Annotated in this window: 19 protein-coding genes; 7 read left to right on the forward strand and 12 right to left on the reverse strand. The window is 64.9% G+C overall.

The window, feature by feature from the left end; all coding sequences use genetic code 11:
- Positions 1–283: 283 nt before the first annotated feature.
- Complete coding sequence (locus DPM35_RS18680; protein WP_112128745.1) at positions 284–1318, reverse strand: aspartate-semialdehyde dehydrogenase; 1035 nt, start codon at positions 1316–1318, stop codon at positions 284–286.
- Positions 1319–1426: 108 nt separating this feature from the next.
- Positions 1427–1615, reverse strand: coding sequence for a hypothetical protein (locus DPM35_RS32200; protein ID WP_146767965.1), 189 nt, complete (start codon positions 1613–1615; stop codon positions 1427–1429).
- Positions 1616–1943: 328 nt separating this feature from the next.
- Between DPM35_RS32200 and DPM35_RS18685 the strand changes: the two genes are divergently transcribed.
- On the forward strand, positions 1944–3830 hold the full coding sequence (locus tag DPM35_RS18685) for a DEAD/DEAH box helicase (RefSeq protein WP_112128746.1): 1887 nt from the start codon (positions 1944–1946) through the stop codon (positions 3828–3830).
- 210 nt (positions 3831–4040) lie between these two features.
- Here DPM35_RS18685 and leuB read toward each other — a convergent pair whose 3' ends face one another.
- The 5 genes from leuB to leuD all read right to left on the reverse strand — a co-directional run bounded on the left by leuB (position 4041) and on the right by leuD (position 7972).
- The gene (gene leuB, locus DPM35_RS18695) at positions 4041–5144 is read right to left on the reverse strand and encodes a 3-isopropylmalate dehydrogenase (RefSeq protein WP_112128747.1); all 1104 of its coding nucleotides are present in this window, start codon (positions 5142–5144) and stop codon (positions 4041–4043) included.
- A gap of 146 nt (positions 5145–5290) precedes the next feature.
- Positions 5291–5641, reverse strand: a complete 351-nt coding sequence (locus DPM35_RS18700) for a VOC family protein (RefSeq protein WP_112129095.1) — start codon at positions 5639–5641, stop codon at positions 5291–5293.
- A 48-nt stretch (positions 5642–5689) separates the two neighbouring features.
- Positions 5690–6073 (reverse strand): RidA family protein, encoded by a 384-nt coding sequence (locus DPM35_RS18705; protein ID WP_112128748.1) that lies wholly within the window; start codon positions 6071–6073, stop codon positions 5690–5692.
- A gap of 286 nt (positions 6074–6359) precedes the next feature.
- Positions 6360–7292, reverse strand: coding sequence for a hypothetical protein (locus DPM35_RS18715; RefSeq protein ID WP_112128750.1), 933 nt, complete (start codon positions 7290–7292; stop codon positions 6360–6362).
- Positions 7293–7366: 74 nt separating this feature from the next.
- Positions 7367–7972, reverse strand: a complete 606-nt coding sequence (gene leuD, locus DPM35_RS18720) for a 3-isopropylmalate dehydratase small subunit (protein WP_041009887.1) — start codon at positions 7970–7972, stop codon at positions 7367–7369.
- Between the two features lie 187 nt (positions 7973–8159).
- Here leuD and DPM35_RS18725 point away from each other — a divergent pair, with 187 nt between their 5' ends.
- The 4 genes from DPM35_RS18725 to DPM35_RS18740 all read left to right on the forward strand — a co-directional run bounded on the left by DPM35_RS18725 (position 8160) and on the right by DPM35_RS18740 (position 9998).
- Positions 8160–8585 (forward strand): GNAT family N-acetyltransferase, encoded by a 426-nt coding sequence (locus DPM35_RS18725; RefSeq protein ID WP_112128751.1) that lies wholly within the window; start codon positions 8160–8162, stop codon positions 8583–8585.
- Positions 8586–8661: 76 nt separating this feature from the next.
- Entirely contained in the window at positions 8662–8982 is a 321-nt protein-coding gene (locus tag DPM35_RS18730; protein ID WP_112128752.1) for an ArsR/SmtB family transcription factor, read from the forward strand.
- The gene (locus tag DPM35_RS18735; RefSeq protein ID WP_112128753.1) at positions 8979–9428 is read left to right on the forward strand and encodes an SRPBCC family protein; all 450 of its coding nucleotides are present in this window, start codon (positions 8979–8981) and stop codon (positions 9426–9428) included. Before DPM35_RS18730 ends, DPM35_RS18735 begins: the two co-directional genes overlap by 4 nt.
- A gap of 39 nt (positions 9429–9467) precedes the next feature.
- Entirely contained in the window at positions 9468–9998 is a 531-nt protein-coding gene (locus DPM35_RS18740; RefSeq protein WP_245431578.1) for an SRPBCC family protein, read from the forward strand.
- Here the strand turns inward: DPM35_RS18740 and DPM35_RS18745 are convergent.
- From DPM35_RS18745 to DPM35_RS18760, 4 genes are all read right to left on the reverse strand, one after another.
- The gene (locus tag DPM35_RS18745) at positions 9959–10669 is read right to left on the reverse strand and encodes a hypothetical protein (RefSeq protein ID WP_112128754.1); all 711 of its coding nucleotides are present in this window, start codon (positions 10667–10669) and stop codon (positions 9959–9961) included. The genes DPM35_RS18740 and DPM35_RS18745 overlap by 40 nt on opposite strands.
- 294 nt (positions 10670–10963) lie before the next feature.
- Positions 10964–12130, reverse strand: coding sequence for an NAD(P)/FAD-dependent oxidoreductase (locus DPM35_RS18750; protein WP_112128755.1), 1167 nt, complete (start codon positions 12128–12130; stop codon positions 10964–10966).
- A gap of 93 nt (positions 12131–12223) precedes the next feature.
- Complete coding sequence (locus tag DPM35_RS18755; RefSeq protein WP_425373392.1) at positions 12224–13723, reverse strand: sensor histidine kinase; 1500 nt, start codon at positions 13721–13723, stop codon at positions 12224–12226.
- Between the two features lie 59 nt (positions 13724–13782).
- Positions 13783–14481 carry a response regulator transcription factor gene (locus DPM35_RS18760; protein WP_112128757.1) on the reverse strand — a complete coding sequence of 233 codons (699 nt, stop codon included), beginning with the start codon at positions 14479–14481 and terminating at the stop codon, positions 13783–13785.
- Between the two features lie 530 nt (positions 14482–15011).
- On the opposite strand from DPM35_RS18760, the gene DPM35_RS18765 reads away from it, so the two are divergent.
- Positions 15012–15890: an HpcH/HpaI aldolase/citrate lyase family protein gene (locus DPM35_RS18765; protein ID WP_112128758.1), complete on the forward strand. Its 879-nt coding sequence runs from the start codon at positions 15012–15014 to the stop codon at positions 15888–15890.
- Between the two features lie 90 nt (positions 15891–15980).
- Positions 15981–16187, forward strand: a complete 207-nt coding sequence (locus DPM35_RS18770) for a DUF1737 domain-containing protein (protein WP_095820644.1) — start codon at positions 15981–15983, stop codon at positions 16185–16187.
- 284 nt (positions 16188–16471) lie between these two features.
- Here the strand turns inward: DPM35_RS18770 and DPM35_RS18775 are convergent, their stop codons facing one another.
- Positions 16472–16909, reverse strand: coding sequence for a metallopeptidase family protein (locus DPM35_RS18775; RefSeq protein WP_112128759.1), 438 nt, complete (start codon positions 16907–16909; stop codon positions 16472–16474).
- Positions 16910–16995 lie beyond the last annotated feature (86 nt).

Raw genomic sequence — 16995 nt, forward strand, 5'->3', positions numbered from 1 at the left:
GCCGAGCCCGCGACTGCGGGCCGCCGATCGTTCGGCGCCCCCGCGGAGGCCCAGCCGCGCCAGCGGCAGAACAGCCCGTGAGCGAAAACGAACAGCCGAAGGCTGAGCCCGCGACTGCGGGCCGCCGATCGTTCGGCGCCCCCACGGAGGCCCAGCCGCGCCAGCGGCGATACGGGCCGTGAGCGAAAACAAACTGCCGAGCCCGCGACCGCGGGCCGCCGGTCGTCCGGCGCCCCCGCGGAGGGCCAGCCGCGATAGCGGCGGTGCGGCCCGTGAGCGAGAACTAAGCCGCCTTCTTCTTCGGCTGGATCAGGCCGCGCTCGACCAGCAGCTCGGCGATCTGCACGGCGTTCAGCGCCGCGCCCTTGCGCAGGTTGTCAGAGACGACCCACATCGACAGGCCGTTGTCGACGGTCGAATCCTCGCGGATGCGCGAGATGAAGGTGGCGTCCTCGCCGGCCGATTCCAGCGGCGTGATGTAGCCGCCATTCTCGCGCTTATCGAGCACCTGGCAGCCGGGCGCCTCGCGCAGAATCTCGCGCGCCTCGTCGGCGGTGATCGGCTTCTCGAACTCGATGTTGACCGCTTCCGAATGGCCGATGAACACCGGCACGCGCACGCAGGTTGCCGTCAGCTTGATCTTGGGATCGAGCATCTTCTTGGTCTCGGCCACCATCTTCCACTCTTCCTTGGTGGAGCCGTCGTCGAGGAAGACGTCGATATGCGGGATGACGTTGAAGGCGATGCGCTTGGTGAACTTCTTGACCTCGACCTGGTCGGCGACGAAGACGGCGCGGGTCTGCGTGAACAGCTCGTCCATGCCTTCCTTGCCGGCGCCAGAGACGGACTGGTAGGTGGCGACGACGACGCGCTTGATGGTGGCGACGTCATGCAGCGGCTTCAGCGCCACCACCAGCTGCGCCGTCGAGCAGTTCGGGTTGGCGATGATGTTCTTGCGCGAGAACAGCGAGACCGCGTCTGGGTTCACCTCCGGCACGATCAGCGGCACGTCCGGGTCGTAGCGGAAGGCGGACGAATTATCGATGACGACGCAGCCCTGCTTGCCGATCTTGGGCGACCATTCCTTGGAGACGTTGCCGCCGGCCGACATGACACAGAGGTCGGTGTCGGAAAAGTCGTAGGTGTCGAGCGCCTTGACCTTCAGCGTGCGATCGCCGAAGGACACTTCGGTGCCCTGGCTGCGCCGCGACGCCAGCGCCACCACCTCGCTCACCGGGAAGCCGCGCTCGTCCAGAATGTTGAGCATTTCGCGGCCCACATTGCCCGTGGCGCCGACAACCGCAACCTTGAAACTCATCTGATATCTCCTGTCCCTCTCCGCTTGGTTGTTGGAGAAAACCCGCCGGCCTCATGCGGGTTTCGTCCCCCGGGCCGGACCCGGGAGAGGGTGGTTAGGCCAAGGGAATCACACCGTTTTGGTGGTGGTTTTTTTGGCCGTAGTTTTGCTGGAACGGGCGGACGCGCCGAAGCACCCGGCCCGATGTTGTGCATCGCGGCTGGGTGCGTCGAATGCAAGAAGAGCCATCAAAAGGCCGCGCATCGAAAAACGATCCCGTTCGACGCGGGCTTTTACGCGGTTTGATGAAAGAGTCAATTGGCGTAGCGCCTCTCCTTCCTTGTGGGGGAAGGTGGCCGAGCGAAGCTCGGTCGGATGAGGGGTGTTGGAAGGATCGCCGCGTTGAAGAATCGAGCGCCAGCTCCCTGCGTCTCACTTCGCTGGAACACCCCTCATCCGTCTCGGCGCTGCGCGCCGATCCACCTTCTCCCGCAAGGGCCGCAAGGGGGAGAAGGAAAGGCGTCGCCGCCTGCTCTGTACAATGGCGGCCGCAGGAAGTAGGAACGCCGCCAATATCCTTTGGCCGGCGCAGTGCCTGCCTTGTGCTCCGTGATGAGCACAGACCCCCGAATTCCGAAAGAAGAAAATGTCCAGTTTCGAAATGATCGTTCCTGCGCTGGCACAGGCGCTGGAAAAGCGCGGTTATTCGGCGCTGACGCCGGTGCAGAAGGCGGTACTGGAGCCTGAGCTCGGCGAGGCCGACGCATTGGTGTCGGCGCAGACCGGCTCCGGCAAGACCGTCGCCTTCGGCCTGGCCGTGGCGCCGACCCTGCTTGGCGAAGCTCACCATTTCGCCGCTGCCGGCGCCCCGCTGGGCCTGGTCGTGGCGCCGACGCGCGAGCTGGCGCTGCAGGTGCGGCGCGAGCTGGAATGGCTCTACGAGCTGACCCGGGCGCAGATCGCCTCCTGCGTCGGCGGCATGGACATGCGCACCGAGCGGCGCGCGCTGGAGCGCGGTGCCCATATCGTCGTCGGCACGCCGGGCCGGCTGCGCGACCACATCACGCGCGGCGCCCTCGACATGTCGGCGCTGAAAGCCGTGGTGCTGGACGAGGCCGACGAGATGCTCGATCTCGGCTTTCGCGAGGACCTCGAATTCATCCTCGACGCCGCGCCCGCCGGACGCCGCACGCTGATGTTTTCCGCCACCGTGCCGCGCTCCATCGCCACGCTGGCCAAAAGCTACCAGCGCGACGCGGTGCGCATCTCGGCGGGCGGCGAGGAGAAGCAGCATCTCGACATCGAATACCGCGCGCTTTCCGTCGCGCCCGCCGATCGCGAGAACGCCATCATCAACGTGCTGCGCTATTACGAGGCGGCGAATGCGATGGTGTTCTGCAACACCCGGGCCGCCGTCAATCATCTCACCGCGCGCTTCAACAACCGCAATTTCTCGGTCGTGGCTCTGTCGGGCGAGCTCAGCCAGAACGAGCGCAGCCATGCCCTGCAGGCCATGCGCGACGGCCGCGCGAAGGTCTGCATCGCCACCGACGTCGCGGCGCGCGGCATCGATCTGCCCAACCTCGATCTCGTCATCCATGCCGACCTGCCGAGCAACCCGGAGACGCTGCTGCATCGCAGCGGCCGCACCGGACGCGCCGGGCGCAAGGGCGTCAGCGCGCTGATCGTGCCGGGCAATGCCCGCCGCCGCACCGAGCGGCTGCTCGCCAATGCCGGCCTGACCGCGACCTGGGCGAGCCCGCCCTCGGCCGACGAGGTGCTGCGCCGCGACGACGAGCGCATCCTGGCCGACCCTGCCTTCGGCGAGCCGGTGAAGGACGAGGAGCGCGACTTCGCGGCGGCCCTTCTGGAGCGGCACGGCGCCGAACTGGTGGCCGCTGCCTTCGTGCGGCTTTGCCGGGGGAGTAGGTCGGCGCCCGAGGACCTGATCGACGTCGGCCCCTTCGCCCCGTCGAAGGAAAAGTTCGCGCGCAGGGAAGAGACACCCGCCCGCCGCGACGATTTCGGCGACAGCGTATGGTTCTCGCTGTCGGTCGGCCGCAGGCAGAATGCCGAGCCGCGCTGGCTGATCCCGATGCTGTGCCGCACCGCCGGCATGTCGAAGCGCGAGATCGGCGCCATCAAGATGCAGCCGGAAGAGACCTTCGTGCAGATCGCCGCTGACTGGGCCGACCGCTTCGTCGCCGCGATCGGCCCGGACCGCAAGCTGCAGGGCAGCATCGCAGTCAGGCGGATCGACGGCACGCCGGACCTGTCGCGCGCCGGCTACCAGCCGCCGAAGCCGGACAAGAAGCCGCACCGAGGCAAGCGGGTTTTCGACCAGGGTGCGGCCGGGTTCGAGAAGCGGGCATCAGACGAGCATCCGACGGCCGGGGCGCCGGGGCCAAAACCCTGGACGAAGAAGCCGCCAAAGGCGAAGTTCGACAAACCCAGATTCGATGGGCCAAAGTTCGATCGGCCGAAATCCGACCAGCCGGCAAAGCGCAAGAAGCAGAAGAAGCGGCCAGCGTAGGATCGCGACGGCCCGCGACGGCGCCGTCCGCGAAGGCGAGCGCGAAATGCGGATAGGCCGGGCTCTCGTCGTTAAGCCATTGTCGCGCCTTGTCCATCGCCCGGCCATGATCGAGCGGGGCCTGCCGGTAGTGCGCCGCCATCTCGCACAACACGGTGGCGAGCGCCTCGGCGTCATCGGTCGTCGCCCAGCGGACGTCGACCTCCATGATCAGCCCAGGAACTTGGCGATGATGGCGTCGCCCATCTCGACCGTGCCGACCTCGGTCATGCCGTCGGACATGATATCCTTGGTGCGCAGGCCGTCGTCGAGCACGGCGGCGATCGCCGCTTCGAGCTTGTCGGCTTCCGACACCATGCCGAAAGAATAGCGCAGGCACATGGCGAAGGACGCGATCATGGCGATCGGATTGGCGATGCCCTTGCCGGCAATGTCGGGCGCGGAGCCGTGCACCGGCTCGTAGAGCGCCTTGCGCTTCTTGGTCTTGGCATCCGGGGCGCCGAGCGAGGCCGACGGCAGCATGCCGATCGAGCCGGTCAGCATCGCGGCGATGTCGGACAGCATGTCGCCGAACAGATTGTCGGTGACGATGACGTCGAATTGCTTTGGCCAGCGCACCAGCTGCATGCCGCCGGCGTCCGCCAGCATGTGGTCGAGCTTGACGTCGGAATAGCGCGCCTTGTGCGTCTGGCTGACCACCTCGTTCCACAGCACACCCGACTTCATGACGTTGCGCTTTTCCATCGAGGTGACGTGGTTCTTGCGGGTGCGGGCCAATTCAAAGGCGACGCCGGAGATGCGCTCGATCTCGAACGTGTCGTAGACCTGGGTGTCGATGCCGCGCTTCTGGCCGTTGCCGAGATCGATGATCTGCTTCGGCTCGCCGAAATAGACGCCGCCGGTAAGCTCGCGCACGATGAGGATGTCGAGGCCTTCGACCACCTCCTGCTTGAGCGAGGAGGACGCGGCCAGCGCCGGATAGCAGATCGCGGGCCTGAGATTGGCGAACAGCTCCATGTCCTTGCGCAGGCGCAAGAGCCCAGCCTCGGGGCGCACCTCGTAAGGCACGGCATCCCATTTCGGTCCGCCGACGGCGCCGAACAGCACGGCATCCGCCGCCATCGCCTTGGCCATGTCGGCGTCCGAGATCGCCGCGCCATGCGCGTCATAGGCGCAGCCACCGACAAGCCCCTCATCGGTGGCAAAACCGCTGCCGAGCTTGTCGTTCATGGCCTTGATCAGCTTCTTCACCTCGGCCATGGCCTCGGGGCCGATGCCGTCGCCGGCGAGCAGGAAGAGATTTTTCGAAGCCATGGAGAACCGTCCGGTGAGAGTTTGGAGAAATCGCGGCTGTTGCTAAACGCCAAGCGGGCCGGGCGCAAGAGGACGACGGGACATTGCGGCTCCGGTCAGGCGTGGCACGGGTTCCTCTCCCCACTTAGTGGGGCGAGGAACCCCAGCTACCGATGCGCCAAAATATTCACCAGCCGCCCGAACGGATCGCGCACATAGAAGCGCCGCACGCCCCAGGGCTCGTCGGCCGGGCCGTATTCGGCGGCGAAGCCGGCCTTCTCCATGCCCGCAAGCGCCGCGTCGACATCGTCGACCTCGATCGACAGATCCGGCACCGGCGTGCCCGACCCGCCCTCGGCCATGAAGCTCACCTGCACCGTCATTGTCTCGGCCGAACCGCAAGTGAGGATCCAGCCCTGGTCCATCAGGACATCAAGTCCGAGCACGTCCTGGTAAAAGCGCTTGGCCGCGGCAATGTCGGATGTGGCGATGTTGGCGACGATGCGTCTGACCTTCACCATGGGCTGGCCCCTGCTTTGCGCGCCTCACGTGCCGGGCAACGGTCTCTATGCCGTGCGCTTGAGCGCCGTCACCTCGATCTCGATCTTCATTTCCGGCTTGTTGAGCTGGCACACGATCATCGTCGCCGCCGGACGGATGTCGCCGAACACCTCGCCGAGGATCGGGAAGACCACGTCAACGTAGGCCTGGTCGGTGATGTAGTAATGCGCCCGCACCACATCGGCCATGTCGAAGCCGCCGTCGGCCAGCGCCCTGGCGATGGTGGCGAGGCAGTTACGCGTCTGCGCCTCGACCGTGTCGGGCATGGTCATGGTGGCATAGTCGTAGCCGGTCGTGCCGGAGACGAAGCACCAGTCGCCCTGCACCACCGCGCGCGAATAGCCGGCGGTCTTTTCGAAGGGAGAGCCTGTGGAGATGAGCTTGCGCATGGGAGCCTCGCGTTGGTTTGCAGGCCTGCATCTAGCAAAACAGGCTCGGCTGGTCGTGGGCCAAGCAATGCGGAGCATTGTCACGAGGCGAGCGCAATCCTTGGAGATTAGCCTGAGCCTTCCTCAGGTCGTCATTCCAGGGCGGAGCAAGAAGCGAAGCGCCGCCAACCGTGCAGAATTCTGGACCCTCGCGCTCTACGGCAGCGGTCACGGCATGATCCTCGGGTCTGCGCTCCGCTGCGCGTCGCTCCGCCAGTGGATGACGAAGCCGCGTTGAACCGAATCCCTAGTTCCCTTGCGCGTCGTCATAGGCTTTCTTGATATCCGCCGGCCAGTCCTTCAGCGGCGGCCAGGCCTGCGGCTCGCCATTGTCGCCGCGCCGCGCAAAGTAGACTTTGTGCTGGCCGGGGTCGACCGCCATGAAGCCGTCATTGCCGCCGCAGTCATGCGGCACGCAGCCGGTGGCGTAGAAGGCGCCGGTCGCCGTCTTCTCGGTGCCGCCGCCGACCAGCAGGCTGGTCGCCATGTCAGGCATGTCGTTGCCCAGCAGCGCCTGGCCGGCCTTGTAGACGGCCTCGTTGTGGAAGGCGTCGATGATGTTGTCGTATTTCGACGGGTCGATATCCTTCCAGTCGGTACCGGGTTCCGGCGTGTAGGTCAGGTTGCCGGAGGTCGTCAGCCCTTCCGTGGGCGACCATTGCAGCGCCGGCTTGGAGTCGCCCGGCAAAAGGTAGGGCACGAAATAGATGGCGCTGTCGGAGACGGCGGCCGGCGGCGCGCCGCATTCGTCCTGCTCGACCGTGGTGGTCTGGATCTCGCCGTCCTTCTTCCAGACGATGACCTTGGCCGGGCCGCACTGATTGCCGCCATCGCCGACATCGACGAGCGCCACGTTGACGTCGCCGATCTTGACGATCTTGTCGAAGAAGACGTCGTAATTGCTGGCAAGCTGCTTCCCGTCATAGGCAAGCACCTTCTCGCCGTCCTGCTCCGGTTGCGTGATGGTGAGCTGGCCGCCCTCGAAGGGGATCGGCGCCTGCTTGTCGTCATCCGACGCGGCCTGGTCGCTGCCCGATCCCGGGTCGGACGCGCCTTGATCGGCCGCTGGCTGGTCGGACGCGGCGGGCGCCGGCTGCGTGGCCGGCGCGGCGGTCTGCGCGTTGGCGCCGATCGTGGCGAGAAGGATTGCCGCCGAAGCGGCCAGAAGCGAGCGTGTCATGACTGTCCCTCCATTCAGTCGCCACGAACCCGGCTGCTTGCAGCCGGGTCTATCCGTTCAGTGCTTCAGGCTGCTCAGGCCCAGGGGCGCAGCTCGGCATTGCGCTTCTCGAAGGAAGCGATGGCGCCGGCCTTCTCCATGGTGAGTCCGATGTCATCGAGGCCGTTCAAGAGGCAATGGCGCTTGAAATCGTCGAGGTCGAATTTGACCACGCCGCCATCCGGGCCGCGGATTTCCTTGGCTTCCAGGTCGATCGACAGCGTCGCGTTGGAGCCGCGCGAGGCGTCGTCCATCAGCTTGTCGAGGTCTTCCGGGCTGACCGTGATCGGCAAAATGCCGTTCTTGAAGCAGTTGTTGTAGAAAATGTCGGCGAACGAGGTCGAGATCACGCAGCGAATGCCGAAATCGAGCAGCGCCCAGGGCGCATGCTCGCGGCTCGAGCCGCAGCCGAAATTGTCGCCGGCGACCAGGATCTGCGCCTTGCGGTAGGCCGGCTTGTTGAGCACGAAATCCGGATTCTCCGAACCGTCCTCATTGTAGCGCATCTCGGCGAACAGGCCGGTGCCGAGCCCGGTGCGCTTGATCGTCTTGAGATAATCCTTCGGGATGATCATGTCGGTGTCGACATTGACGATCGGCATGGGCGCGGCGACGCCGGTGAGCTTGGTGAATTTATCCATGGGTACCTGCCCGTCTTCTTGGCTTGCGGGGAATTTTGCGGGACGGTTTACACAAAGCCGGCGGCAAATGAAAGGCGACTGTTCGTGCACGGTCCATGGGCCAATGGCGGGGCATGGCTTGCGGACGGATTGGACACCTCAAAAAAAGCGGCTTCGAAATCCTGACCGGCTGGTGCAGTCTGCCGCCATGGCCGGCCCTTCCAAAGTCCTTTACGCAAGCGAGCCCAAGCTCGATGTCGCCGAATTCCGCCGCGTGCTGGTCGACTCCGGCCTCGGCAAGGTCAGGCCCGTGGATGACGAGGCCCGGCTGCAAACGATGCTCGACAACGCCAACCTGGTGTTGACGGCGCGGCTCGACCGGCCGGACCGGCAACTGGTCGGCGTCGCGCGCGGCATGACCGATTTCTCCTGGGTCTGCTACATTTCCGACCTCGCCGTCTCGAAGGCGGCGCAAGGGCTCGGCGTCGGCAAGGGCCTGATGCACGAGGCGCGGCGCCAGCTCGGCCCTTCGGTCGCCATCAGCCTGATCTCGATGCCCGATGCCGTCGGCTTCTACGAACGCATCGGCATGACACGCATGACCGACGCCTTCTGGTTCTCCCGCGAGCACTGACGCCATTCACCGGCAAGTGATCGCCTGGTCCTGTTGTGCGGCTTGACATGCAACCAAATGGTTGCATATTAACGCCATGAGCATGGATGCCGTCTTTCGCGCTTTGGCCGACCCGACCCGCCGGCAATTGCTGGACAGCCTCCATGCCAGGAACGGGCAGACGCTCAACGCGCTCTGCGAGCACATGGATATGACGCGCCAGGCGGTGACCAAGCATCTGGCGATCCTCGAGGAGGCGAACCTCGTCACCACCATGCGCCGCGGCCGCGAGAAGGAGCACTACCTCAACCCCGTTCCGATCAACGAGATCGCCGAGCGCTGGATCGGCAAGTTCGAGCGCCATCGGCTCGATGCATTGAGCGACCTGAAGCAACGTCTTGAAAGGGAAGAGCCGTGAGCGAGAACAGCTTCGTCTATGTCACCTATATCCGCACCACGCCTGAAAAGCTTTGGCAGGCGCTGACCGATCCGGAATTCAACCGGCAGTTCTTCCTCTGCTCCCACCAGGAGAGCGACTGGAAGGTCGGCTCGAGCTGGAAGCTGGTCTTTCCCGACGGGCGCGTCGCCGACTCGGGCGAGATCCTCGAGGTCGACCCGCCAAGACGTCTCGTCATCAAATGGCGCAATGAATGGATGCCCGAGGTGAAGGAGGACGGCTACACGCGTTGCACCTTCACCATCGAGCCGGACGGCGAATTGATGAAGCTTGCCGTTGTTCACGAGGCCGACGGCCCGCACAGGCTGATCCCGAACGTCTCCAGGGGCTGGCCGCTGGTGCTGGCGAGCCTGAAGAGCCTGCTCGAGACCGGCAAGGGTTTCGAGCGCCCGCCGTCAAAGGTATGAAGTATCGTTTCGATACCGAAACAATTGGGAGAGATCGCGATGATGCTTCGGCATTCCTGGCCGCAGGCCATGGCGAACGATGAAACGGCCATGGCCCTCGCCGAAATTCCCGCCACGCCGGAACAGACCTTCGCCGCGCTCGTCACCGATGAAGTCGAGTGCTGGTGGGGCTCGGCCGACACTTACCTGACGACCGGTTGGACGGCCGATCTTCGCGCCGGCGGCCGCTGGAATGTCCTCGTGAGAACGGCGGATGACCGGAGCCTGCCCGCCGGCGGGATCTTCCTCGAAATAGAAGCGCCGCGCCGGATCGTGCAGACGCGACGATATGACTGGGACCATCCGATGCTCGGCCGGCATGAGACGACAGTCGCCTATCTCCTCGAGCCAATCGCCGGCGGCACAAGGCTTGCCATCTGCCATGGCGGTTTCGCCGGCTTCACCGGAGCCGCCCCCGAGCAGGCGAACGACTGGGCACGCGTGCTCGGCTGGCTGCAACGGTATTTCGGCGCGGGCGGCCCCGTCCGGGCTCAGATCGAAACCAGTCGGTCCTGGGTCCCGCCGAGATAGGTTTTCCAGATATGGTCCGACAGCAGGCGACGGTAGTCCGGATGGATCGCGAGCGAGCGATAGGACGCGCCGCCGACGTGGAAAAGGGCATCGTCATATATGTCGTAGTCGGCGATTTCCCCCTCGACGTTCACCGGGATCTGACTTGATCGGGCCATCTCGAATTCCGCGACGGGGTGCTCCGAATACAACACCGGCCAGTTGCCGCCTCCGGTATCCATTCCAATGTCGAGCCGATTTCTGAAATCGAGCTTCGTACGCGCGACGCTGGCGAAATTGTAGAAGCAGAGACCGGCCCAGTAATACCAGCCGGGCTCGTCATCGGCCGCCTTGTACAGGTAGCTCGACCTGGCATGCAGCGGCAGCCCATAACCGATCTTGCGTCCGAGGCGCTGCGCGATATCGATCGGTCTGACCGGGAAGCAATCGTGATCGATGAACCCGAACATGTCGGGTTTGAGGTGCTTGACGATGTTGTGGAAGACCCAGGTTTCGGAAATGCCGTGTGACCTCGAAGGATTCGTTTCGAAATTTCTGGGCAGTCCGAAATACGCAACCCCGCGTCGCGCGCAGATTGCTTCGATCGAAGCTCGCGCATCCTGCTTCGGCGAATTGTCGACCACCACAAGCCTCGTCCCGGTTGGGAACACCTGCCAGGCCTTGGTGAGCACGTCTATGATCCAGGGGGTATTGAAGGCGATGGTGAAGCAGTAATTCCGCCCGGGCTCCCCGCTTAGGCCTCTGGCGAACGCATGGCCTTTTGACGCGGCGCTTCCCAGAAACTGGCGGTACAGAATCTCGTGGCGGAGTCCCAAAAGCAATTGGACTCCCCTTGTGCGCCGAAAATTTTCGACAGCCTTTTTTAGCAATGTCTTCCCCGAGCGCCAGACAAGCTCAAAGTAGCATGACGTAGCAGGCAGGAAGCAACGACATTCGTCGACAGCCGGCCCGGTCGGGCTTGCTACTCAAATCACGTTCAGCTCCCTGAACGCCCTTCCTTCCGCTACCCGCTCATACCCGAACGCCCTGCAGTCGATGGTGCGATACCCTCCATGCACGATGAGCTCGGCGAGCGACTTGCCGACCGCCGGCGCCTGCTGCAGGCCGTGACCGGAAAAACCGTTGGCGAAGAGGAAGTTACCGACCTCCGGATGCGGCCCGATTACCGCGTTCTGGTCGAGCGTGTTGTAATCGTAATGCCCGACCCAGGCGCGCGTCGGCTTGATCGCCTCGAAGGCCGGGATGCGGGTGGCCAAGGTCGGCCAGATCACCTCTTCGAACAGCGGCCAGTTGACGTCGAAATCCTTCGGATCGGGCGCGACATCGCCTTCCTCAGGTTCGGCGCCGCCGGTGAGGTAGACCGAGCCTTCCGGCCGCACATAGATGCCCGACGGATCCACCAGGAGCGGCATATCGGTATATTTTTCGCGCGCCTCGAAGACGAAGACATTGCGCTTGCGCGGCTCGACCGGCAGTTCAAGCCCGGCAAAACCCGCCACCTTGCCGGCGTTCGGCCCGGCGGCGTTGACGATAATGCCGGCTTCGAGCGTCTCGCCATTGTCCAGCGACACAGCGGTGACGCGGCTGCCCTCGCGCGAAATGGCGGTGGCGGAAGCCGTGATGAAATCGATCTTCTTGTCGCGCAGCGCCTTGCGGAACAGCGTCAGCAGCGCATGCGCGTCGAACCAGCCCTCGCCGCTGCGACCATAGGCGCCGGCGGAAATGCCTTCGACCGAGAGCCACGGAAAGCGGCGCGCCAGCTGCCCGGCGTCTTCGAACGCGATATCGGCGCCCTCGGCGATCTGCGCCTCGTGATTGGCCTTGAGGATCGGCAGGCCGGCCTCGCCGGCGAGGATGAGGTAGCCGCCCTCGCGAAAACCGATATCGGCGTCGGCGCCGAAGGTTTCCTTGAGCCGCCGGAACAGTTTCAGAGTGAACTGCGACAGGCGGATGTTTTCAGGGATGGAGAATTGCTGGCGGATCGAGGCGAGCGACAAGGTCGTCGCCGCGTGGGAGAATTGCGGATCGCGCTCGATCAGCGCGATCGAGCCGGTAAAGCCCTCTTCACGCAGGTAGTAGGCGACCGAGGATCCGACGATGGCTCCCCCGATGATGACAATGTCGTAGCGCATTTTTTCTCCGATCCAGAGCAATTCCTGTAGCGGTGCGCTCGACAACTTCGTCGTGGCGGCCCGTCTGGAATTGCGTAGAAAGCCGCCGCGTCTTCACGCAGCCGGCAGATCGATCTCGAAGCGCGTGCCGCGTTCGGAGTCAACCAGCCTTATCGTGCCATCATGCGCTTTCAGGAGGGCCAGCACGATGCCGAGCCCCATGCCGGTGCCGCCGGTCTCGCGCCGCGTGGTGAAGAACGGCTCGAATATCCTGGCGCGGTTGGCGGCCGAGATCCCGTCGCCGTCGTCGCCGACCTGTATCGACGCGCGCTCGCCATCGGCGGAGGCCCGGATCGTCACCTGCTGGGCGCCGTGCCTGGCCGAATTGTCGATGAGGTTGGCGAGCACGATGCCGAGATTCTCGGCCGAGATGCCGAGCCCGATATCGCCACCGCCTTCAAGCCGCGCTTCCAGCCTTGTGTCGATCGGCAGCGATGTCAATGCCGCATGAAGCGTCGTGCTCTCGCCGCTCGGCTCCAGGTTTTCAGCGCGCGCCAGGTCGAGCAGCCGGCGCACCAGCAGATTGAGCCGCCCGGCATCGGTGACGATGTTGTTGGAAAAGCGCCGGCGCTCGGCCTCGTCCATCGCGCCGCCGGAATCCCTGAGCAGCTCGGCCGCGCCCTGGATTGCGGTGAGCGGCGATTTCAGCTCATGCGAGACATGAGTGGCGAAGGTCTGGATCGAGTCGGAGCGCGCCTGCAGCTTGGTCGCCATGTCGAGGAAGGCCGTCGACAGCGCCGCCATCTCGCGCGTGCCGTGATGGGCGAGCGGCCTGATCGCGTCGCGGTCGCCGGCGGCGATGCGTTTCGTCCGCTCGATCAGCGCATAGATCGGCCGGCTGACGGTGCGGATGAACACCAGCGCGATCAGCAGCGTGCCGCCGAGGATGGCGATCGCCGCCAACGTCACCTTGCCGCGCTCGCCATAGAGATGCTTGACGATGTTGTTCGGCGTTCGCGACAGATAGACGACACCCGCGACCCTGCCGTCGAGCTCGACCGGCATGGCGACGAAGACGCGCACCCTGGTGCCCCGGCTTACCGAGTAAAGCGGTGGCGGCGGCTGGTCAGGGATGCGGAGTCGGAGCTCGCTGGCATAGGCGCCGGAAAGCGCGGCGCGCACCTCCTCGACCCCGCTGAGCGACTGGCCGATCTCGTCGCCGCCGGCAATGACCACGCCGCGCGGGTCGAGCAGACGGAAGCCGGCAAGCGTCGTCTTCTGCGTTTCGTCGAGAATGCCGTCGAGCCGGGCGCCGATGGCCGCGAAGGCCGGGTCGGGGGCGGCCGGGGCCGCCGCCGGCCGCATCGGCATCACGTCGTCCGAAGCGAGATCGAGGCGAGGCTCGATCGGTTCATAGGGATAGTTGTTGTCCCGCGCGGGATCGGCCGAGATCGGCGAACCCAGCCTGTCCTGGGAAATGTCGGCGGCGCGAACCTCCTTTGCATAGACGGCCGCGACGACCGCCCCTTGCGCGATCAGTTCGCCCTCGGTCTGGCGGATCAGCTGGTTCTCATAGAGCCGGAAGAAGAACAGCCCGACCAGCGGCAGCGCCATGACCACGATGAGGATGGCGATGACGACGGTGGCGAGCCGCGGCCGCCACCTTTCCTTGCTCAACCACCGCATCGGCCAAGCCGGAAACCGACGCCATGCACCGTCGCGATCGCGTCGAGGCAGCCGACCGCCGCCAGCTTGGCCCGCACGTTGCGGATATGGCTGTCGACCGTACGCTCCGAGACATGGATGTTCGAGGCATAGGCATTGGCCATCACCGCGTCGCGGCCAAGCACATGAAGCGGGCGCGCGAGAAAGCCTTTCAGGATGGCGAACTCGATCGCCGTCAAGGTGAGCGGCTTGCCGTCGAAGCTCGCTTCATGGCTTGCCGGAACAAGCATGAGCTTGCCATGCGCGAATTCCCGTTCGTCCGCCTCTTCCTCGACCGGCGCCGGACGCGCGCGCCGCAGGATGACGTTGACGCGGGCGACCAGCTCGCGCGGGCTGAACGGTTTTGTCACATAATCGTCGCCGCCCATCTCCAGCCCGAGGATGCGGTCGATCTCCTCGTCGCGCGCGGACAAAAACAGCACCGGCACGTCGGATTTTTGCCGGAGCCTGCGGCAGACCTCCAGCCCGTCCATCTCCGGCATGCCGATGTCGAGCACGATGAGGTCGGGCGCGCGCCGCTCGACCGCCTGGAGCGCCGCGGCGCCGTCGGCCACGGCGGCCGTCTTCATGCCGGCCTTTTCCAGCGCGAAGCAGATGATCTCGCGGATATGCGGGTCGTCGTCGGCGACGAGGATGTTGTGCGGCATCGATCAGAGGTCCGGCGGATAAGCTTGGTGACGGCAGGATTAGAGCAATTCCAAGGACAAGTGCGAAATTGTTTTCGGTCCGGAGCTGCATCGGGACAAGGAGATGAATCGACAAAGGCCTCGTGCATTTGCGCATGCCTGGGCAGAGCCCTTGGCAAGGTTGGCAAAGAGCCTCATCGCCGGAGCGGCGTGTCCGCTCCCACCATCTGGACCAACCTCGGGGCGAAAGGCAGGATGCCCGCCTCATGGCACGGCCTTTGCGGCTCGACGAGCCACCAGCCTTCGTTGCGGAGCCGGCGCGGCAGGGACCAGCGGGATGTGTGACGTGTTCGCATGACGCCGGTTTCGCTGGCCCCTGCGGAAAGCGCGCGGCGGAATCCCGGAGCTTTTCAGCAAGGATTTGCAGATTTGGTGCAGGGCCAAATCACTTCCGTTGGCGCTGCACCGACGTCGACGATTTTGCTTGTTCCCGGCAGGTCGGCAGTTGCCTCCGCCTTGCCTCCCTCGCCGTCACCCGGCATAGATCGGCCATGACCGTCGACATCTACCGGCCGCGCCGTTCGGTGCTCTACATTCCCGCCTCGAACGACAAGGCGCTCGCCAAGATCGGCTCGCTTGCCTGCGATGCCGTCATCATCGATCTCGAGGACGCCGTCCTGCCCGCCGACAAGGCTGCCGCGCGCGACAAGGTCGCAGGCATCCTTGCCGGGCGCGAAAGGCGCTGCGAGATGGTGGTGCGCATCAACCCTTTGGCTAGCGAATGGGGCGCCGACGATCTTCTGGCCGTGGCCAAGGCCGGGCCCGACGGCATTCTTCTGCCCAAGATCGGCACGCCGCGCGACATCCTCGAAGCCGGCGACCTGCTCAACGACAATTTCGCGCCGGACAGCGTCAAACTATGGGCGATGGTCGAGACGCCGAAAGCGCTGCTCAACATCGGCGCGATCGCCGAGCTCGGCCGCGACCCAGCCTCACGCCTTGCTTGTTTCGTTGCCGGAACGAATGACCTGGTGAAGGCGACCGGCATTCTGGCGACGCCCGACCGGCGCTATCTGATGCCTTGGCTGATGCAGCTGGTGCTGGCGGCGCGGGCCGGCGGGCTCGACGTCATCGACGGCGTCGCCAATGATTTCCGCGACCTCGATGCTTTTGCCGGCGAATGCTCGGAAGCCGCAGCCATGGGCTTTGACGGCAAGTCGCTGATCCATCCGGCCCAGATCGAGCCGGCGAACCGCGCCTTTTCGCCGTCGGCGGAAGCGCTCGCCACGGCCCGCGCGATCCGGGATGCGTTCGCGCGGCCCGAAAATGCCGGCAAGGGCGTGATCGCGCTGGATGGCCGCATGGTCGAGCGGCTGCATCTGGCGCAAGCCGAGAAACTTCTGGCGAAGGCCGCGGTCATCGGCGCATGATGCGCAGGGCTGATGCATGTCGGCCAAAGCGCGCGGCGGTTTTGGGAAACGACATGCATGGGCTGAGACAATCACGATCAGAGACGAAAAATGAAACTCTACCGCTTCCTGTCCGGTCCGGACGACTCCACCTTCTGCCACAAGGTCACCGCCGCGCTGAACAAGGGCTGGCACCTGTTCGGCTCGCCGACCTACGCCTATGACAAGAAGACCAAGTCGATGCGCTGCGGCCAGGCCGTGGTGAAGGATGTCGAAGGCCAGGAATACACAGCCGACACCAAGCTCAGCGACTGGTAGGTAAAGCGCACCCTCACCCCGCCTCCGCTTCGCTCGGCTGACCTCTCCCCGAGGGAGGGCTTTGCACGGGGGAGAAGGTGGCCGCGAAGCGGCAGATAAGGGGGTGTCGCCACGAAGAACGATGCGGATGACGAGGTGCTTTAAGGTGTGTTGAGATTCAGGTCAGGCCGCGCCGAAAATGGTGGTTTCCGAGAACCGGAGCGGAGCGTACTTTTCGTACGTGAGCACCGGAAGCGCAGGAAACCGCCATTTGCAGGCCGGTCTCACCTAAATATCAACACACCTTAGCCCGCTGCCGCCTGCTCGGCCGCCTCCTCGATCCGCTCCATGTCGTCGTCCGACAGGCCGAAATGGTGGCCGATCTCGTGGATCAGGACATGGGTGACGATGTCGCCCAGCGTCTCCTCGTTCTCGGCCCAGTAATCGAGGATGGCGCGGCGGTAGAGCGTGATGCGGTTCGGTCCTTCGCCGGTCTGCGGGTTCCAGCGCTCGGCAATGCCGCGTCCCTCGAACAGGCCGAGCAGGTCGAAGGGCGTCTCCAGCGACAGGTCGTCCATGATCTCGTCGGTCGGGAAGTCGGCGATCTGGATGACGATCTCGCCGGTGAGCTGGCGGAACTCCTCCGGCAGATGGGCATAGGCCTCCAGCGCCAGAAGCTCCAGCTCGTCCATCGACGGCGAGAGCTGATCGTGCCAGGTACGTGTCTTGTAGATGCGGGCCATGAACTGTCCTTTGACCCCGGCATATAGGCTTTCGCGCCGATAGAGGCAAATGAGCCGGCTGGCCGTGCGCTTTCAGGGTAAAAGCT

The organism is Mesorhizobium atlanticum, from assembly GCF_003289965.1.
GTDB classification, from domain to species: domain Bacteria; phylum Pseudomonadota; class Alphaproteobacteria; order Rhizobiales; family Rhizobiaceae; genus Mesorhizobium; species Mesorhizobium atlanticum.